This is a genomic window from Plastoroseomonas hellenica, assembly GCF_018129085.1.
Lineage (GTDB): Bacteria > Pseudomonadota > Alphaproteobacteria > Acetobacterales > Acetobacteraceae > Plastoroseomonas > Plastoroseomonas hellenica.
Map to the genome: position 1 here is coordinate 61,658 of NZ_JAAGBB010000028.1, position 18,465 is coordinate 80,122.

The window sequence follows — 18,465 nt, forward strand, 5'->3', positions numbered from 1 at the left end:
GCTCTCAATCCAGCCGGATGTTCGCCTCCCGCACGAAGCCCTGCCAGCGCGTGCTCTGCTGCTGAAAGAAGGCGGCGAAATCCTGCGGCGTGTTCGGCTCCGCCAGCAGCTCCTGCTCCCGCAGCTTGTCGGCGACCTCGGCATCGGTGAGTGCGGCGTTCAGCAGGGCGTTGAGCCGGGCGACGATCGCCTCCGGCGTGCCCTTTGGCAGGAAGACGCCGTTCCATTCATAGGTCTCGAAGCCCGGCACGGTGTCCGAGAGCGGCGCGATCTCCGGAAAGGCGGCCAGCCGTCCGCGCCCGGTATGGGCGAGGCCGTGCAGCTTGCCTTCGCGCAGATAGGCGCCCGGACCATTGGCATTGCCGAAATAGAGCTTCACCCGGCCGGCCAGCAGATCGGTATAGGCCGGCGCGCCGCCGCGATAGGGAATGTGGTTCACGCTGATCCCCGCCTCGCGCGCGAAGAGCTCCAGCGCCAGATGCTGCACCGAGCCATTGCCGGCCGAAGCCGCGTCGATCGTCCCGGGCGCGCGCTTGGCGAGCGCGACCAGCTCGGCGGCGTTCTGCGCGGCGAGCGAGGGATGCGCCAGCACGATCTGCGGCACGGTGATGGTGCGGAAGACCGGCACGAGGTCGCGCTGCGCCAGGTAGGGCAGGTTGGGGAAGAGCACGGAATCGAGCGACAGCCCGGTCGAGGAATGCAGCACCGTGTAGCCGTCGGGTGCGGCCTGCGCGACGTTCGCGGCCCCGATCGTGCCGGTGGCGCCGCTGCGGTTCTCGATGACGAAAGCCTGCCCGGCATGGCGCGCGACGGCGGTGAAGAAGATGCGGGCCACGATATCCGCCGTGCCGCCCGGCGGCCAGGGCACCACGACCCGCACCGGGCGGTTCGGCCAGGCGCCCTGCGCCAGCACCGCGGGCGCGGCCAGCAGGCCGGGCAGCGCCGCCAGTACGCCGCGCCGACCGAGGCCGCGATGTGGCGGAAGTGGATTCAGGGACATGGGTTTCCTCCGGGGATTTCGATCACTGCCGCTGGATCTCGGCCCGCGCCGCCACGTCGCGCCACAGCGCCGTCTCCCGCGAGAGGAGGGCCGCCATCGCCTCGGGCGGCATGCCGCCGGGCTCCGCGCCGAGGGTCGCGAGGAAGGCTTGCATGTCGGGCGCGGCCAGCGCCCGCACCATCTCGGCCTGCAGACGTTCGATGATGGCCGCGGGCGTGCCGCGCGGTGCCGCGAGCCCCGACCAGTTCACGACGCCGAAGCCCGGCATGCCGGCCTCGGCGAAGGTCGGCAACTCCGGCATCGCGGCGATGCGGCTCTCCCGGCTGATGGCGAGCGGCCGCAGCAGGCCGCCCTGGATGCTGCCGAGCGCCGAGCCGAGCGAGATCATCACCATGTCCACCTGGCCACCGAGCGCCGCCGTCACCGCCTCGCCCGCGCCCCTGTAGGGAACGTGATACAGCCGGATGCCGGATGCCTGCTGGAAGGCCTCGGTCGCGAAATGCGGCGCGCTGCCGATGCCGCCGGTGCCGTAGGTGATCTTCTCGGGCTCCCGCCGCGCCGCGGCGATGAGCTCCTGCAGCGTGCGATAGGGCGTCCGGCTGCCGACGGCGAGCAGCACGGGCGAGAACGCGCTGACGCTGATCGGCGCGAAGGCCGTCGCGTGGTCGAAGGGCAGTCGGTTCAGCAGGAAAGGCAGCATCGCATAGGTGTTGTCGAGTGCCAGCAGCGTGTGACCGTCCGCTGCCGCGCGCGCCGCCTCAGCGGCGCCGATGGTGCCGGTGGCGCCCGCCTTGTTCTCCACCACGAAGGGCTGGCCGAGCTGCTCCGCGAGCTTCTGCGCCATGCGGCGGGCGACGGTGTCGACCGCCCCGCCCGGTGCCCAGGCGACGATGATGCGCACCGGGCGGGACGGCCAGGCACCCGGCGCCTGGGCGAAGGCGCGCCCGACCGCCAGCGCGCCGCCGGCGATCAGCCCGCGGCGTGTCGCTCGGATCGTCATGCTCTTCTTCCTCCCCTGATGGTGACGGCGGCTTGCCCTAGCCCCTGACGATCGCGCCCGGATTCAGGCGGCCGGCGAAGAAGTCGATGGTGTTCTGCGCGGCGGCCAGCGCCATGCGGTGCAGCCCCTGGCGCGTGCTGGCCGCGACATGCGGCGTCACGATCACGCTGTCCAAGGCCAGCAAGGGAATGGCTGATGTCATCGGCTCGGTGTGCACGACGTCGAGCCCGGCGCCGGCGAGATGTCCGGCACGCAGCGCCGCTTCCAGCGCCGCCTCGTCGACCAGCGTGCCGCGCGCCGTGTTCACCAGCAGCGCGCCCGGCTTCATCGCCGCCAGGAAGCCGGCATCGACCATGCCGCGGGTGGTGGCGTCGGAGGGGCAATGCAGGCTGACGATGTCGGCGATCCCGAGCGCCGACGCGAGGTCGGGCGCCGGCTCGAAGCCGAGGCCGCTCACCGTGTTGTCCGGCACATAGGGGTCATGGACCAGGACGCGCATGCCGAAGCCAGAGCAGAGCCGGGCGACGCGGCTGCCGATCCGCCCGAAGCCCAGCAGCAGCACCGCGCAGCCCGCGAGGTCGCTGGTGCGCGATTGCGCCGGCACCACCCAGTCGCCGCGGCGCACGTCGGCGTTGAAGCCGACGATCCGCCGCGACAGCGCCAGCATGAGCATCAGCGCATGCTCGGCGACCGAGGCGGCGTTGGCCTCCGGCGTGATCGCCAGCGTGATGCCGCGCTCGGTCAGCGCCGGCACGTCGACATTGTCGTAGCCGACGCCGTGGCGGCAGACGAAGCGCAGCCGCGGCGCCTGCCGGAGCAGGTCGCGGTCGATCCGGGTGCCGCGGGTGATGATGCCCTCGGCCTGCCGCAGATGCGCCGACAGCACCTCCGGCGTGAAGGGCACCGGGCGCGTGACGGCATAGCCGGGCTCCGCTTCCAGCCGCGCGATGCCGTCGGGATGGATGGCGTTCAGGACGAGGATATTGGGCATAGGGATGTGTCCGATTACTGGCTGGCCCAGGGGTGGCGCGCATAGAGCGCCCGCACCGCCACGGCTTCCTTCAGCACCAGCGCGCGATAGCCGGCGCCGGCGCGGTTGGTCACGACGAAGCGCGCACCGGGCAGATGCCGCGCCACCAGGCGGCCCATGATGTCGATGCCACCGCCGGGCGAGAAGGGAACCACGATCTCGATCGGGCGCGCGGCCGGCCAGGCGGTCTGCGCCGAGGCCAGGCGGGGGACGATGGCCGCAGCCAGGATGCCGTCCGCGAGCCTGCGTCTTCCGATCATGTCGCGTCGTTCCCCTTGGTCCGGTCTTATCGTGGCGGCGATCGCCGGCGACCGGTCAGGTGGGCCCTCTTAGAAGGGGCTGGCTACAATTAAAAGAAATGTGTTTTCATAGCTGGCGATAACTTTTGGGAATACACGTGCTCTCCCTCCGCCAGCTTCAGGCGTTCCAGGCGATCGTCGAGACCGGCAATTTCAGCGCGGCGGCCGAGGCCCTGGGCACCACGCAGCCGGCGATCTCCAAGCGCATCGCCGAGCTGGAGGCGAGCCTGGGCGTGACGCTGCTCGACCGCGATCAGCGCCGGCCGCGGCTCACCAGCCAGGGCTACGCCGTGCGGCCGCTCTGCGCCGAGATCCTGAAGCTCTGCGAGCGCATGACCCGTTCGCTGGGCGATGCGGCGGCCTATGCCGGGACGCTCCGCCTCGGCATCACCGAGCTCATCGCGCTCACCTTCCTGCCGGCGCTGGTCACCGGGATCCGGCACCGGCTGCCATGCGCGCAGTTGCGGACCGAGGCGAAGCTGGCGGAGGAGCTGTATGAGGACCTGCTGCACGACAGGCTCGACGTGGTGATCTCGCCGGGCAACCCGCCGGCCGGCCTGCGCAGCCGCAAGGTGGCGCAGGTGGAGATGGCCTGGATGTGCGGCGGCGACCGTGACGACGTGCCGCGGCATCTCTCCATCGCGGAGCTGGCCGCCTATCCCCTGCTGGCGCAGACCCAGCGCTCCGGCCTGCAGGCGCTGGTGAACGACTGGCTCGTCGAGAACAATGTCAGGCCCAACCTGACGCTGGCCTGCAACAGCCTGTCCAACTTGTGCGGACTCACCGTCGCGGGGCTCGGGCTTTCACCGTTGCCGCTCGCCTATGTCCAGCCGCGGATCGAGGCCGGCGAGCTCCGGGTCATCGAAACCACGCCGCCCATCGCGCCGCTCGAATACTACGCGGCCTATGCGCAGACCGGCCTGGAGCCGGTGGCCGAGATCGTGACGCGGGAGGTCGTGGTCGCGGCGGAGAACTCAAGATACTGGTGCTGACGCCCCAACCGCGCGAACCGCGGCGATTTCTGCGCGCGGCTCCTGCATTCCACGGCGTGTGAGAACAGGGGGCGAGAGCGGTCGGAGGAGTCGCCTCAGGTCATCACGCTCTACACCGGCGAGAAGTCATAGGCCTGACCAGCTCTCGTGACGCTGCCGATGCCAGGGAAATCGAGATGCGCCCCCGCGACGAAGACGCCTGGCCGCGCCGCGCGATCGAGGATCCTCCTGCGGGTCGAACGCGCCTGCGCCTGATCGGCGTCAAACTCCCAGGTGAGCTCCGGCCTGGTGAACTGGATCGATGGCACATGCACGATGTCCCCCCAGATCAGCAGCGTCTCCCCTCCGCCCGCGACCTCGAACGCCGTATGCCCCACTTCGTGGCCATGGGCTTGAACGGCGGTGATGCTGTTGCTCAGGGAGAAGCCATCCCCGAACGCCGCGCATCGCCGACGGAACCTCGCCAGCCTCTCCTGCCTGCCGAATAGCGGGACTTCCTCCTGCGGGACGAACAGGCCTTCCAGGTTCGGGAAGGCGTCGGACCCGTCCGCCGCCACGAGCCCGCCCACGTGATCGAGGTGCGTGTGCGTGAAGGCCACGGTGCCGATCTCCTCCCGGGCGATGCCCGCTTCGGCAAGCGCGCGAAGGAGCAGGCCCATGGTCGGCTCCCAGGCATCCGCGGCGCCCGTGTCGATCAGGATGTGCCGGCCTTGCTCGATGACCAGGAAGGCATTGACGGAGAGCCGCAGCCGCCCGTCGACCAGCCTGACCTGTTCGGGCAGCTCTGTGCCGAACGGCCGATCGTCCTGGTGGCGCAGTCGGCTGGACGGCATGTCCACATAGCCGTCACGGAGTGCCACGACGGTCAGTCCGCCGATCTCGTAGCGGGCGAAGTTGGTTCCGGACTGAATCAGCTTCATCAGATTGTTCTCCGCGCGGGGCGATCTAGCCGAGAGCCGCACTGGCCTCTCGCAACGCATGGGCCACGCGGTTGCGGGCCTGGCGCGCCGAAACCGCCAGCAGCCGCGCCTCATCCGAACCGGGCGCGGTGGCCGCCAGACGGCGCAGCGGATCCAGCCTCGGCCAGGCTGGCAGTGGCAGGGCAGGGTCGTGCGCGAAACGGTCGCCCCGTGTGTAGTCCAATGGCACCAGCGCGCGGCAGATCCGGAGGATGGCAGCATTCAGCCGATCCGCATCGAGGCACATGCGCGCAGCACCCACCGCATCGCGCAGCGCGGCGGCCTGACCTGCCAGGGCATCGAGCGCGATCCCATGAGCCTCCGTGCCGCCGAGCTTGCCAAGTTCGGCCAGGAGGGAATCCAACTGGGCGGCATGATCGATGGGCAGCACCGCATCCGTCAGCAGCCGGTCGAGCACCTCGAGGTAGATCCGGGCATCGCGGGCGAGGTTGGCCGGGTCGATCTTGTCGAGCAGGTCGCCCGGCGTGTGCCACCACCAACCGAGTGCGTGGCGCATCTTGACGCTGCCGGGCACTTGTTCGCTGAAGGCCATGAACATGGCGGGGATGCCGATACCCCAGAAGCTCTCGTCGCCGCCGCGGCCGATCCGCTTGCCGCGCAGCGTCTGGCCGGATTGCTTGGCGATGACCTCTGCCGCCAGCCCGGTGAGCTCGGTCGCGGTGGGCGCCTCCGACAGGATGCTGGCGCCGACGGCGCCGACGCTGTCGATGTTCACATGCGCCACGCAGCGCCGCTCCAGCACATCCCAATGCGTGTCGGCGTACCAGGCCGAGCTGGAATAGCGGCCATGCGAATGACCGGACCAGAAGCAGAGGCGCAGGCCGCGCCGCCAAGCGGCGCGCGACTGCGCGCAGATCCGGGCCACCTCCATCATGGTGATGTTGGCGGTACCGTTGTCCATCACGCCGAAATGCCAGGTGTCGTGATGGCCCGAGAACAGGATGAAGGGCTCGTCCTTCGCTGCGGGATCGGCGGGCAGCTCCGCCACCAGGATCGGCGTCTTGCGCCAGCCCGTATCCACCGCCGCATGCAGCGTCACGGCGGGCGCCTCGCCGCGCACCAGCGCCTCGCGCAGCGCCGCGCCATCCGCCTGGGAGATGGTGCAGGCGACGGTGGTCGGCAGCGTCGCGGCCGTCGTCTCCGAGGGATTGCCCCAAACCGGTGAGAGGCACATCTCGTGCAGGTGCTCGTGCGGGCTGATGTGGAGTTGCCCGGCCGCGCCGGCGCGGGAGGCGCTGAGCGCCACCGCCGGGGTCGCGATCCCCTCCGCCAGCACGATGCAACCCGTGACGTCCTGCCTGGCGAAGTCGGCATCCGTGCCGTCGCCCACATGGACCAGCCGTCCGGTCGTTCCCTCCGGCGGGGAGGGACGGGACATGGAATGGGTGATGGCAGTGAGGATCCGGCCATCCACCGTCACCCGGGCAGCGCCGGGCAGGCTGATATAGGCGTCATGCTCCAGCACGGTGGTGGCATAGCCGTAGCCATCCATCACCTGCCGGATATAGGCGAGGCTCTCCGCCTCCTCCTTGCTTCCGCTCAGCTTCACATACTGCGCGATATGGGTCAGGTGACGCATCATCAGCGCGCTGTCCACGTCACCCAGCGCGACGGTGCGGGACGCGGCCTCGGCCAGGGTGCTCATGCTCTCTCCTCAGGCAGTGTAATGAGGCCGCCGAGCTCGTCGGCCAGCGCCGCGCCGATCTCGCGCCGCCCGTCCTCCACGGCCTGGATGAGGGCGACGAGCCGGTCGACATAGGGGGTCCGGATGCCATGGCGGCGGGCCGCGGCCTGCACCGGTGCCAGTTGCGCGGTGACGTCCGTCTGCCGCTTGCGCACGGCCAGGTCCCGCCAGATGCCGCTGCGCGGCTTTCCCGTGCCGCTGTTGTACGACACCAGTGCGGCCAGGGAGGCGTCCATCGCCGCGCGATCGTCCCGCATGAAGGCCGCCGGATCGAAGCCGTTGAAGCCCAGCGGTGACACCCTCTCCGCCGCGGCGATGGAGAGGATCTCCTGCACCAGCGCCACGATCATCGGCCGGCGACGGGGATCGGCGATGAACTCGGCGATGGTGTCGTTGGTCAGCGCGGAGGATTTGAGGATGCCGCCATAGCCGACCTTGCCCCAGAGATAGCCGAAGATGTTGTCGCTCAGCACCGCATCGGGCTCGAAGAGCTTCAGGGTCTCGTGCAGGTCCCGGACGCGCGGCGTCGTGCGGCCATCGAGCTCCCCCACCACCACCGCGCCGCGCACGCCGAAGGTGATGCGGCCCGGCTCCTGGTAATCGGCGCCGAAATTCACGAAGGCGCCAATGGTGCGGGCGCGGCCGGCGATCTCGGCGATCACCAGCTCGTTCAGCCCGTTCTGGCAGGAGACGACGGCACCATCCTCCGCGAGGAAGGGGACGAGAGCCCGGGTAGCCGCCGCGGTGTGGTGCGCCTTCACCGCCAGGATGATGAGCTTGTGCTGCCCCGTCATCGCCTCCGGCGTCGCCGCCGGTCCGCCGGTGGTGAACTGGTCGACCGGCCCGTCGATGCGGAGGCGACCCGCCGCGATCGCCCGCACATGCTCCGGGACCACGTCCACGAAGAGCACGTCCCGGCCGGCGCGGCGGAGATAGGCGCCGATCGTGCCGCCGATCGCGCCGCTGCCCCAGATCACGATGGGGTCGGGCATGGCTTTCGTCCTTCCGTGAGGCCGGCCCAGGGCCGGCGGTCCGTCAGATAATGGTCAGGCGGCGAGCCCGGCGTCGTCGGCGCTGCCGGGCAGGCGATACCCGGCTTCGACGACGGCCCTGGCCGTGGCGCCTACCGCCTCCAGCAGCTCCGTGCAGAGCCGGTCGGCGAGGGTTTCGTCACCCGCGATGATCGCCTCGCTCAGCGCGCGCAGCGCGGCGAAGCTCTGCGCGATGCGCGCCCGCCGGTGCAGGGAGATGAAGCGGATCAGCGCGATGCGGTTGTGCAGGGCGCCCAGCGTCTGGGCGAGATAGGGATTGCCGCTGCCGGTCGCGATGGCGCCGTAGAAGGCGGTGCCGATCTCCAGCATCTCGAGCGGCGTGCCGGCCTTCTCCACCTCGTCCAGCCGCTTCACCGCGGCTTTCAGCGCGGCGATGTCGGCCGGCCGCCGCAGCCGGGCGAATTCCCGCGCGGCGAAGCTCTCCAGCACCTGGCGGAGGGCGTAGAGCTGGCCCACCTCCTCGACGTTCAGCGCCGCGACCACCGGGCCGCGATGCGGGGCGGTGGCGATCAGCCCCTCCGCCTCCAACTGCCGCAGCGCTTCGCGCAGCGACGGGCGGCTGACGCCGGTCAATTCGCACAGCTCGCGTTCCCGCAATTGCTGCCCCGGGCGGAAACGCCCGGTGATGATGGCAAGGCGCAGGCGGTCCGCGACCAGGGAGCGGAGGCTGACGGCCTGTCCGGCCACGAGCAGTGCTTCGTCCTTCATTCCGTCCAGCCGAGCGTCGTCCTTCATCTCGTCCATTCGATCCGCCGTGCCGTTCATGCGTGCTCCTGAGCCGATTACCCGCCGGCGGCGGCCATCGCCATGGCCGGTTTGCGGTCGCTGATCGTTTTTTTGTCTTACAAATTTACAAACAGCTTGTCAATTTACCTGCGCCCAGCATAGGCTCCGCCCCAACAGCCAGCCGGAGCCGGAAGGAATCACGCCATGCCGAAGATGCGTGCCGTTCAAGTCGCCCAGAAAGGCGGGCCGTTCGAGTTGGTGGAGCGGGAGCGACCGCAGCCCGGCTTCGGCGAAGTGCGCGTGCAGGTGCAGGCCTGCGGCGTCTGCCACAGCGACTGCATCGCCAAGGACGGCCTCTTCCCGACAGTCCCCTATCCGATCATCCCGGGCCACGAGGTCGCCGGCGTCATCGAAGCGGTCGGCGAGGGCGTCGTCGGCTGGCCCATCGGCACGCGTGTCGGGGTCGGCTGGTTCGGCGGCCACTGCGGCCGATGCGAGCCTTGCCGCCGCGGCGACATGATCGCCTGCACCAATCTCCGCATCCCCGGCATCAACTGCGACGGCGGCTATGCCGAGGCGATGATCAGCCCGGCCGACGCGCTGGTGCACATTCCCGATGATCTGTCGTCCGAGGATGCGGCGCCGCTGCTCTGCGCCGGCGTCACCACCTACAACGCGCTCCGCGGCAGCGGTGCGCGTCCGGGCGATCTCGTGGCGGTCCTCGGCATCGGCGGGCTGGGTCACCTCGGCGTGCAGTTCGCGGCGAAGATGGGGTTCCGCACCGTCGCGATCGCACGCGGCGCCGACAAGGAAAGCCTCGCACGGCAGCTCGGTGCGCATATCTATCTCGACAGCGCCGCGCAGGACGTGGCGGCGGAGCTGACCAGGCTCGGCGGCGCCAAGGCCATCCTGGCGACAGTGCCCAATGCGCAAGCCATGAGCGAGGTCATACCCGGCCTCGCCGTGCGCGGCGTCCTCATCGTCATCGGCGTGGGCGCCGAGCCGATTCAGGTCTCGGCCCTGGACCTCATTTCCGGGAGCCGTTCGGTGAAGGGGCACGCGTCCGGCACGGCCATCGATTCCGAGGACACGCTGAACTTCAGCGTGCTCAGCGGCGTGCGGCCGACCATCGAGACGATGCCGCTCGAACGTGCCGCCGAAGCCTATGACAGGATGATGCGAGCCGAGGCCAGGTTCCGCATGGTCCTGACCATGGGCCAATGAGGAGCGGCGCGGCGCGCATCATCATGCATCGCGTGCCGACCATCGCGACCGGCCGCCGCGACTGAGGCCGTCGCGCCGTCACGGCCGGGCGCCCCCGCGCCCGCCCCAGCACAAGACGAAGGGAAGCGCCGGCCACCTGTCAGGCCAGGTCAGGAGAGGCTGCATGATCGAGACGAAGATGAAGCACCAGCGGCGCAGCTTTCTCGCGGGCGCCGGCGCCAGCGCTGCCTTGGTGGGCAGCGCTCCGGTGCGGCCCGCGATCGCCCAGGCGGGCCCTTACCCGAACAAGCCGATCCGGCTGGTGGTCGCTTACCCGCCGGGCAACTCATCCGACCTCGTCGCCCGGTTCGTGGCGGAGCGGATGATGCCGATCCTCGGCCAGGCGGTCATCGTCGACAACCGTGGCGGCGCCGGCGGCACCATCGGCACGGAGCATGTCGCGCGGCAGGCGCCGGACGGCTACGCGATCGGCATCTCCAATGCAGGGCCGCTCACCATCGCGCCCGGACTCTACCAGAACCTCGCCTATGACCCGGTCCGGGACTTTACCCATGTGGCGCCGCTCGCCATCGGCTCCCACCTGTTCGTCGTGCATCCCAGCCTGCCGGTGAACACCATCCAGGACCTGATCGCCTACGCGAAGGCGCATCCGGGCCGCGTCCTCTACGGATCATCCGGGAATGGATCGACGGCGCACCTGGCCATGGCGCTCTTTGCGCAGTTGACGGGCGTCGAGCTCACGCATGTGCCGTATCGCGGCTCGTCGGCCGCCATGAACGATCTGCTGGCGGGGCGGATCACGCTGGCTTCCGACACGCTGGTCGCGACGACGGAGCTGGTTCGGACCGGCCGGCTGCGCGCCTTGGGCGTCACCTCGAAGGAGCGCTCACACTTCGTGCCGGATATCGCGCCGATCGCGGAGCAGGGCGTGCCGGATTACGATTTCTACGGCTGGATCGCGGTGATGGGGCCGGCAGGCATGCCCGAGCCGGCCGTGCAGAAGATCCATGAAGCCGTGACCGCCGTAACGCGGCAGCCCGGTTTCGAGAGCCGGATGGGCGAAATGGGCCTGTTCCCGATGCGCCACACCCGCGCGCAACTCCGGGAGTTCGTTCAGTTCGATGTGGCGCGCTGGAGGACCGTGATCAGCACGGCCGGCATCCGGATCGAGGGCTGACGCGGCGCCGGCCCAGGAAACTCTGCTTCCGCCGTCAGCCGGGGCGAAGCCATCCATTGCGAAGGACCCAATCATGGGCGGATCCCGTGACGCGGCGATCGAGCGGGCGCATGCCAGCTTCGATGAAGGCCGCTTCCTCGAGCGGCTGCGGCAGCTCGTCGCCGTGCCGACCGAGAGCCACCCGCCCGGGCGCAGGCCCGAGCTGGAGCATTATGCGCGCGACGTGCTGGGGCCGATGGTGGCCGGGCTGGGCTTCGAGGTGCGGCTGCTGGAGAACCCCGAGGCGCAGCATGGCCCGGTGATGCTGGCGACCCGCACCGAGCACCCCTCCCTGCCCACCATCCTGATCTATGGCCATGGTGACGTGGTGCGCGCCATGCCGGAGCTCTGGCGGAAGGACCTCGATCCCTGGACCGTCACCGTCGAAGGCGACCGCCTCTATGGACGTGGCGTGGTGGACAACAAGGGCCAGCATCTCGTCGCCATCGAAGCGCTGGCCGCCGTCCTCGCGGAACGGGGGCGCCTCGGCTTCAACGTCAAGCTGATGGTGGAGACGGGTGAGGAAGCGGGCTCGCCCGGGCTGCAGGAGATCCTGCGGCGGGACCGCGCGCTCTGCGCCGCCGACGTCTTCATCGCTTTCGACGGGCTGCGGCAGTCCACCACGATCCCGGAGGTGACGCTCGGCACCCGTGGCAGCGTCGCGATGGACCTGGTCGTGGCGTTGCGCGAAGGCGGCTTCCATTCCGGCCACTGGGGCGGGCTGCTGACGGATCCGGGCGTCATCCTCTCCCATGCGATCGCCAGCATTGTCTCGCAGGATGGCCGCATCCTGGTGCCCGGCTGGACGCCGGAGGATATCCCCGCTGCGGTGCGCGCCGCCTGTGCTGCCGTCATCACCGAGGACCTGCAAGGGGCGCCGAGCGCCGATCGCGGCTGGGGCGAGCCTGGCATGACGCGCGCGGAACGCATCTTCATGTGGACCAGCGTGATCGTGCTGGCCGCGATCACCGGCGAGCCTGCGTCCCCCGTCAACGCGGTCGGCGGTTCCGCCCGCGCCCGCATTCAGGTGCGGCACACGGTAGACGTGCCGGCCGAGCGGTTGGTCCCGGCGCTCCGCGCGCATCTGGATGCGCGGGGCCTCGCCATGGTGCAGATCCACCCGGTCACGGAGCGCCAGTATTTCCCCGCCTCCCGCACTGACCCCGAAGATGCCTGGGTGCGGCGGACGGTGCGCTCCATGGAGCGCACGGTCGGACGGCGCGCCAACATCGTGCCCAACATCGCGGCCTCCGGCCCCTCGGAGTTCTTCCGGGAGGCGCTGGGCACGCCGGTGATCTGGATCCCGCTCTCCTATGGCGGTTGCAGCCAGCACGGGCCGAACGAGCACGGGCTGGGATCCCTGTTCCGCGAGGGGCTCGGGCTCATCGCCGGGCTCTGGTGGGATTTCGGCGCGGAGGATCCCGATCGGGCGGACGCGGCGCCGCGCGGAATGATGGCAGGGAGCTGAGCATGGATTTCACGGGAATCTCCGTGGCCGTCACCGGGGCTGGTGTCGGCTTCGGGCGTGCCATCGCGCAGCGCTTCGCGCGGCATGGCGCGACGGTCTTCGCCACGGACGTGAATGCCGAAGGCCTGGAGGAAACGGCCGACGGCTTCGACGCAGTCCACACCAGGGTTCTGGACCTCACCGACCGTGCGGCCGTGGCGGACTGGGTGGCCGCCGTCGAGGCCCGCGCGAACGGCAGCATCGACGTCCTCGTCAACAATGCCGGCGGTCCGGTGGGACGTCGCTACCGGCCCATCGAGGAGACCGCCTTCGAGGATTGGGAGGCGATCCTTCGCATCAACCTCGATGCGGTGTTCGCCGTGACGCGTGCCGCCGCGACCGGGATGAAGCGCGCCGGACGCGGCAGGATCATCAACGTGAGTTCGGGCGCGGGGCTGCGGGCCTCGCGCACCGGTCTGCTGGCCTATACCAGCGCGAAGCACGCGGTCGTCGGGCTGACGCGGCAACTGGCGCAGGAATTCGGGCCGTCCGGCATCACCGTCAATGCGATCGCGCCGGGCTTCTTCCCCATCTCTCCCGACGCGCAGCGGCAATGGGACGGATATGGCGCTGAAGGTCAGCAACGCCTCCTGGACGGCCTGGCATTGCGACGCCTCGGCACGGCCGACGATATCGCGAAGGCCGTCACCTTCTTCGCGTCCGATCTGGCCGACTACGTCACCGGCCAGATCCTTCCCGTCAACGGCGGATCCTTCTGAACGGCGGTGGGGCGCGCCGCCGCGCCCGCCGGCCGACATTCCCCTACGCAGTCCGGGAGCAGCGACATGTCGTATTTCAACTCGACGACCACGCCCAGCAGGAAGCCACGGAAGCGGGACGGCTCCATGCGTTTCGGCCTGTTCTGGCCGAAGGCGAAGACCATGCTGCCCTCGGCGAAGATGGCAGCGCTCAATCCCGATCCGCTCGATCTCGAGAATCACCTCGCCCTCGCCAGGGCCTGCGAGAGCGCCGCCCTCGATTTCATCCTGCTCGGCGACGGCTATGCGCCGAGCTCCGAGGAAGGATCGTTGATCGGCTTCCAGGATCCGTCGATGCACGCGATCATCCTGGCCGCGCCGATCATCATGGCGACCCGGCATCTGGGCGTCATCACGACGATGCATACGCCCTTCCTGCCTCCGGCGCAGATCGCCCGCTTCGGCTCCCATCTGGACTGGCTGAGCGGCGGGCGTTGGGGTTGGAACATCGTCAACGGCTATCGCGACTACGAGGCCAGCCTCTTCGGCATCGACACACTCCCCGATGGCGCGACGCAGTATGACGCCTGCGAGGAGGCGCTGCAGATCATCGAGGCGATCTGGCGCGGCGACGGCCCGGTGGATTTCGCCGGAAAGCATTACCGTGTGCGCGGCAAGATGCGCGGGCCCTTTCCCCAGGGGCGACCGGCCCTGGTCTGCGCCGCGGCATCCGAGCGCGGACGCCGCTTTACGGCGCAGCATTGCGACTTCCTGTTCGCCTCGCCACCATCGCTGGCCGACCTTCCCGCGGTGCGGACGTCGATCGACGCGTATGCCGCGGCCGCCGGACGCAAATCGGCGCCGGAGATCCTGGTCGTCGCGGACCTGCTGATCCGCGATGAGCCGGGCGAAGGAACGGCGCTGATGGAAGATCTGATGGGGAGCATGGTTGGCGAAGCCGGCCAACGCTGGATGGGACAGATGGCCAGGCTCCGCCGGACCGAGGGCAGTCCCGGCGTCTTTCCGGCCTTCGCGGGCACGCCGGCCGAGGTGGTCGATCAGATCCTGGCAGCGCGCGAGCAATGGGGCCTCAACGGGGTGCTGTTCCGGCTGCCGCTCTGGTCCGCGGAGGAGATGCTGCGGGTGAAGCCGGTGTTGGAGCTGCTGGCCAAGACTGGCGTCTGGGTGCAGCCGGAGGCGCGCGGCCATTCCTGGTAGCCGGTGGGACGAGGGCGGAGGACGGCATGGACGTCGGGGACAAGGGCGAAGCCCAGGCGCTGCAGGCGGGCTTCCGGCTGGCGATGCGCCAGCTCGCGGGTGGCGTGTGCGCCATCACCGTGGGCGTCGACGAGGATCGGGGCGGGCTGGTGGCCACATCCGTGACCTCCCTTTCCGTCGATCCGCCTGCTCTTCTCGTCTGCGTCAACCGTTCGGCATCGGCTTGGCCGCTCATCCGGCGTCACCGCCATTTCGGCGTCAGCCTGCTGGCTCGGCGGCATCTCCTCTTCGCGCGCCGCTTTTCCGGACAGGATGGCGCGCAAGGCGCTGCCCGCTATGAGAATGCTGCGTGGGAGACGGCGGAGACCGGCGCACCGCTGCTCGCGGATGCGATCGTCGCCTTCGACTGCCAGGTGGAGGAGCTGATCGAGCGTCACTCGCATGGCATCGTCATCGGTCGCGTACGCAGCATCACGCCGGTGCGGGAGGCGGAGGTGCTGGTCTATCTTCGCGGCAAGTATGCCGGTGTCGATGTCTAGAGAGGCGGGCAGGAGAGATGCCGGCGCGCCCGTGCCCCGGGGAGCGTCATCCGCTCAATGCCTTCGCGGTCTCGATGGCCAATGGCGCCATGCGCTTCTGAAACGCCTCGGGCTCCCATTCGGAGAGGGAGCCCGCGATATGGATGGCCCCGACCGGCTGGCCGCTGCGGTTGGTGATGGCTGCGGCCAGGACGATCTCACCAAGGAGCCTCTCCTCCAGAGCCAGGGCGTAGCCGATCGAGCGCGCCTCGGCGATCTTCCTGCGCAGGCCGGGAAGATCCGTGATGCTTTTGGGCGTGAGAGGCTGGCGGTCGGAGCGCGCCAGCACATCCTCCACACTGGCGTCATCCATCTGCGCCAGCATCGCCCGACCACCGGAGGAGCAGAAGGTCGGCAGCCTGCGACCGACCAGCGTGGCGATGAAATTCTCGCGTTTGCTCTGCAGGCGCACGGCATAGATGATGGTGAGATCGTCGGGCAGGCTGAGATCCACGCGTTCCTGTGTCGCCCGCCGCAACTCCATGAGCGGCGTCGTGGCGCGCTGCACCAGCGGATGCATGCGCAGAAAATCAAAGGAACGGTCGAGCAGGCGCAGGCCGGGAACATGGCCGCGCCCCAGCTCGTCGAATTCCAGATAGCCCAGATGACGCAGCGTGTAGCAGAGCCGTTGCGCGCCGCTCCGGTCCATCCCCGTAGCGGCGGCGATCTCCGCGAGCGAGAGCGGCTGCGGATGCCGCGCGAAGGCTTCGAGAACGCGAAACGCCTTGTCGACCGCCTGAATGAACAGGCGCGGATCCGGGCCCGACGGCACATCGGCCGGCTCGATTGCCTTTGACATGGCCCGGGAATCCTCCTTAGATATTCTCAATGCAGTTGTATTGAACAACAATACACACGCGCCGGCAAGCGCCGCGCTGAGGGAGTTCCGATATGGACGGGGGTCGCTTCGAGGGCCGCGTTGCTGTCGTGACCGGCGCGGCCTCGGGTCTGGGCCGGGACACGGCGATCGGCCTCGCCCGGCAGGGGGCGCGCGTCGTCCTCTTCGACCGGGACCGGTCCGGGCTCGACGCCACGGCGCAGCACTGCGGGACCGCCATCTGCATCCAGGGCGATGTCACGGACGCAGCCTCCCTGGCGCGGCTGGCCGAAGCTGCCGCGGCGATCGGCCCGCTGACGCTGCTGGCAACCGCGGCGGGCGTCATCGGCGCCACGAAGCCGCTGACCGCCCTGGAAGAGGAAGAGTGGGACAGGCTCTTTGACATCAACACCAAGGGCACCTGGCTGACATTGCGTGCCCTGCTCCCGCTCATGCTGGGGGCCGGCGGCGGCGGCATCGTGACCTTCGCCTCCGCGGCAGGCCTCACCGGCTCGCCCTCGCTGCCCGCCTATTCAGCCAGCAAGGCCGCCGTGGTGATGATGAGCCGCAGCCTCGCGTTGACCCATGCGCGCGATGGGATCCGCATCAACTGCGTCTGCCCCGGCTCGATCGAGACACCGATGCTGGAGGAAGTCTTTGCCGTCACCGGAAGCGCCGAGGCGCGGGCAGCGCGCGAGGCCGAGTTCCTGCAGCGCCATCCCCTCGGCCGCTTCGGCAAGCCGGCGGATGTGACGGCCGCGGTGCTGTTCCTGCTGAGCGACGAGGCGGCGTTCATCACCGGCGTCGCCCTTCCTGTCGATGGAGGCCGTCTTGCCTGACCCGCAGCGCCTGATCGGGCGCGTCGCCATCGTCACCGGAGCAGCGCGCGGCATCGGCGCCGCGACGGCACGCCGCCTGGCCGCGGAAGGCGCGAAGCTCCTGCTGGCCGATCGCCTGCCCGACATCTTCGCCACTGCGGCGGAGATCGGCGCGCAGGCGATCGCACTGGACATCGCGGCGAAGGATGCGGGACAGCTTCTGTCCCGTGCCGCGCTCGACGCGTTCGGACGCATCGACATCCTGATGAACAATGCGGGGATCGGCGGCTCGAAGTCGCTGGCGGACTCCGATGACGATCTCATCGATCGCTTCATCGACACGAATCTCAAGGCCGTTCTGCGCATCACGCGCGATGTCGCGCCGCATCTGACGCGGCCGGGCGGGCGGATCATCAACATCTCCTCCACCCTCGCACTCGCCGGTTATCCGGGCACCACGGCCTATGCCGTGGCCAAGGCGGGCGTGGCGCAGTTCACCCGCCAGCTCGCTGCCGAGCTCGGGCCCGAGGGCATTCTCGTCAACGCCATCGCGCCCGGGGTCATCGAGACGCCGATGACCGAGAAGCACCTGACGAAGCCCTACTACATCAAGGCCATCGTGGAACCGACGCCGCTGCGCCGTGCGGGCAGGCCGGAGGAGATCGCGTCGGTGGCTGCCTTCCTCGCCTCGGAGGATGCGTCCTTCGTGACGGGGCAGGTCATCGTGGTGGATGGCGGGTGGCTCACTGCCCGCAACCCGCCGCGCGAACCCGGTGAGGAGGTCATGGGATGATCGACAAGCGCGTGAACTGGCCCGGCGGTGCGCGCATCGCCGTGATGCTGACCTTCGATTTCGACGCGGAGACGCTGTGGCTCTCCCGCGATCCCGCCAATGCGCGCCGGCCCGGCACGCTGAGCCAGGGCACCTACGGCGCCAAGGTGGGCGTCCCCAGGATCCTGGAGACGCTGCAGGAGGCGAACCTCAAGGCAACCTTCTTCATCCCCGGCTGGACGGTGGAGAACCACACCCAGCGCTGCGAGATGATCGTCGCCGAGGGTCATGAGGTGGCTCATCACAGCTACTCCCATAGCTGGATCGATCCCGATTTCCCCGAGCAGGAGGTCGAGGAGATGGAGCGCGGGCTCGACGCGCTGAAGCGCGTGCTGGGCGTGGTGCCGAAGGGCTATCGCTCACCTGCCGGCGAGACCAGCGACAACCTGATCCGCCTGCTGAACCAGCACGATTTCCTCTACGACAGCTCTTTGCTGGATGATGTCGTGCCCTACCGCATGGCCGCACCCGGTGGTGGCAAGGGCCCGGTGGAACTGCCCTGGCACTGGAGCACGGACGACGCGCCGCACGCGCTGTTCTCCATCAAGTCGCCGCGGCCGATCTTCCCCAACAGCCACATTCTGCAGGTCTTCCAGGACGAGTTCCGCGAACTCTATCGCTGGGGCGGCCTCTACAACCTGGTCATGCACCCGCAGGTGACGGGCCGGCCCAGCCGGATCGCGCTGCTGCGCGAGATGATCGCCTTCATCCAATCCTTCCCGAACGTCTGGTTCGCCACCGGCACCGAAGTCGCGAAGGCCTGGATCGCCACGCATGAGGAGGCCTGAGGCGCG

The 18,465-nt window shown here is 69.5% G+C and carries 19 protein-coding genes; 10 read left to right on the forward strand and 9 right to left on the reverse strand.

Annotated elements, in window-relative coordinates; all coding sequences use genetic code 11:
• Positions 1-4: 4 nt before the first annotated feature.
• Genes GXW71_RS21705 through GXW71_RS21720 form a run of 4 tightly spaced genes read right to left on the reverse strand, consistent with a single transcriptional unit; the run spans position 5 to position 3,290 of the window.
• The gene (locus tag GXW71_RS21705) at positions 5-1,000 is read right to left on the reverse strand and encodes a tripartite tricarboxylate transporter substrate-binding protein (RefSeq protein WP_211854773.1); all 996 of its coding nucleotides are present in this window, start codon (positions 998-1,000) and stop codon (positions 5-7) included.
• 22 nt (positions 1,001-1,022) lie between these two features.
• Positions 1,023-2,000, reverse strand: coding sequence for a Bug family tripartite tricarboxylate transporter substrate binding protein (locus GXW71_RS21710; RefSeq protein WP_211854774.1), 978 nt, complete (start codon positions 1,998-2,000; stop codon positions 1,023-1,025).
• A gap of 37 nt (positions 2,001-2,037) precedes the next feature.
• On the reverse strand, positions 2,038-2,991 hold the full coding sequence (locus GXW71_RS21715; protein WP_211854775.1) for a hydroxyacid dehydrogenase: 954 nt from the start codon (positions 2,989-2,991) through the stop codon (positions 2,038-2,040).
• A gap of 14 nt (positions 2,992-3,005) precedes the next feature.
• Positions 3,006-3,290, reverse strand: a complete 285-nt coding sequence (locus GXW71_RS21720) for a type 2 periplasmic-binding domain-containing protein (RefSeq protein WP_211854776.1) — start codon at positions 3,288-3,290, stop codon at positions 3,006-3,008.
• A gap of 137 nt (positions 3,291-3,427) precedes the next feature.
• On the opposite strand from GXW71_RS21720, the gene GXW71_RS21725 reads away from it, so the two are divergent.
• Complete coding sequence (locus GXW71_RS21725; protein ID WP_211854777.1) at positions 3,428-4,321, forward strand: LysR family transcriptional regulator; 894 nt, start codon at positions 3,428-3,430, stop codon at positions 4,319-4,321.
• A gap of 110 nt (positions 4,322-4,431) precedes the next feature.
• Here the strand turns inward: GXW71_RS21725 and GXW71_RS21730 are convergent, their stop codons facing one another.
• Genes GXW71_RS21730 through GXW71_RS21745 form a run of 4 tightly spaced genes read right to left on the reverse strand, consistent with a single transcriptional unit; the run spans position 4,432 to position 8,802 of the window.
• A complete protein-coding gene (locus tag GXW71_RS21730; protein WP_211854778.1) occupies positions 4,432-5,241 on the reverse strand; it encodes an MBL fold metallo-hydrolase in 810 nt (269 codons plus the stop codon).
• Between the two features lie 25 nt (positions 5,242-5,266).
• Complete coding sequence (locus tag GXW71_RS21735) at positions 5,267-6,946, reverse strand: M28 family peptidase (protein ID WP_246526762.1); 1,680 nt, start codon at positions 6,944-6,946, stop codon at positions 5,267-5,269.
• On the reverse strand, positions 6,943-7,977 hold the full coding sequence (locus tag GXW71_RS21740; protein ID WP_211854779.1) for a ketopantoate reductase family protein: 1,035 nt from the start codon (positions 7,975-7,977) through the stop codon (positions 6,943-6,945). The genes GXW71_RS21735 and GXW71_RS21740 overlap by 4 nt, the downstream gene beginning before the upstream one ends.
• Before the next feature lie 54 nt (positions 7,978-8,031).
• Positions 8,032-8,802, reverse strand: a complete 771-nt coding sequence (locus GXW71_RS21745) for a GntR family transcriptional regulator (protein ID WP_211854780.1) — start codon at positions 8,800-8,802, stop codon at positions 8,032-8,034.
• 165 nt (positions 8,803-8,967) lie between these two features.
• Here GXW71_RS21745 and GXW71_RS21750 point away from each other — a divergent pair, with 165 nt between their 5' ends.
• From GXW71_RS21750 to GXW71_RS21775, 6 genes are all read left to right on the forward strand, one after another.
• Positions 8,968-9,987 carry an alcohol dehydrogenase gene (locus GXW71_RS21750; RefSeq protein ID WP_211854781.1) on the forward strand — a complete coding sequence of 340 codons (1,020 nt, stop codon included), beginning with the start codon at positions 8,968-8,970 and terminating at the stop codon, positions 9,985-9,987.
• Between the two features lie 163 nt (positions 9,988-10,150).
• A complete protein-coding gene (locus GXW71_RS21755) occupies positions 10,151-11,164 on the forward strand; it encodes a Bug family tripartite tricarboxylate transporter substrate binding protein (protein ID WP_211854782.1) in 1,014 nt (337 codons plus the stop codon).
• A 73-nt stretch (positions 11,165-11,237) separates the two neighbouring features.
• Positions 11,238-12,671: a M20/M25/M40 family metallo-hydrolase gene (locus tag GXW71_RS21760; RefSeq protein ID WP_211854783.1), complete on the forward strand. Its 1,434-nt coding sequence runs from the start codon at positions 11,238-11,240 to the stop codon at positions 12,669-12,671.
• A 23-nt stretch (positions 12,672-12,694) separates the two neighbouring features.
• A complete protein-coding gene (locus tag GXW71_RS21765; RefSeq protein ID WP_367617345.1) occupies positions 12,695-13,429 on the forward strand; it encodes an SDR family NAD(P)-dependent oxidoreductase in 735 nt (244 codons plus the stop codon).
• A 126-nt stretch (positions 13,430-13,555) separates the two neighbouring features.
• Positions 13,556-14,626, forward strand: a complete 1,071-nt coding sequence (locus tag GXW71_RS21770) for an LLM class flavin-dependent oxidoreductase (protein ID WP_211854784.1) — start codon at positions 13,556-13,558, stop codon at positions 14,624-14,626.
• Between the two features lie 26 nt (positions 14,627-14,652).
• Positions 14,653-15,165, forward strand: a complete 513-nt coding sequence (locus GXW71_RS21775; protein ID WP_211854785.1) for a flavin reductase family protein — start codon at positions 14,653-14,655, stop codon at positions 15,163-15,165.
• 46 nt (positions 15,166-15,211) lie between these two features.
• On the opposite strand, the gene GXW71_RS21780 is transcribed toward GXW71_RS21775, so the two are convergent.
• Positions 15,212-16,054 (reverse strand): IclR family transcriptional regulator, encoded by an 843-nt coding sequence (locus tag GXW71_RS21780; protein WP_246526764.1) that lies wholly within the window; start codon positions 16,052-16,054, stop codon positions 15,212-15,214.
• Positions 16,055-16,095: 41 nt separating this feature from the next.
• On the opposite strand from GXW71_RS21780, the gene GXW71_RS21785 reads away from it, so the two are divergent.
• The 3 genes from GXW71_RS21785 to GXW71_RS21795 are packed head-to-tail and all read left to right on the forward strand — an operon-like array spanning position 16,096 to position 18,459.
• Positions 16,096-16,860, forward strand: a complete 765-nt coding sequence (locus GXW71_RS21785; protein WP_211854786.1) for an SDR family NAD(P)-dependent oxidoreductase — start codon at positions 16,096-16,098, stop codon at positions 16,858-16,860.
• Positions 16,853-17,632 carry an SDR family NAD(P)-dependent oxidoreductase gene (locus tag GXW71_RS21790; protein ID WP_246526765.1) on the forward strand — a complete coding sequence of 260 codons (780 nt, stop codon included), beginning with the start codon at positions 16,853-16,855 and terminating at the stop codon, positions 17,630-17,632. Before GXW71_RS21785 ends, GXW71_RS21790 begins: the two co-directional genes overlap by 8 nt.
• Positions 17,629-18,459 carry a polysaccharide deacetylase family protein gene (locus tag GXW71_RS21795; RefSeq protein WP_211854788.1) on the forward strand — a complete coding sequence of 277 codons (831 nt, stop codon included), beginning with the start codon at positions 17,629-17,631 and terminating at the stop codon, positions 18,457-18,459. Before GXW71_RS21790 ends, GXW71_RS21795 begins: the two co-directional genes overlap by 4 nt.
• The last annotated feature ends 6 nt before the right edge of the window (positions 18,460-18,465 follow it).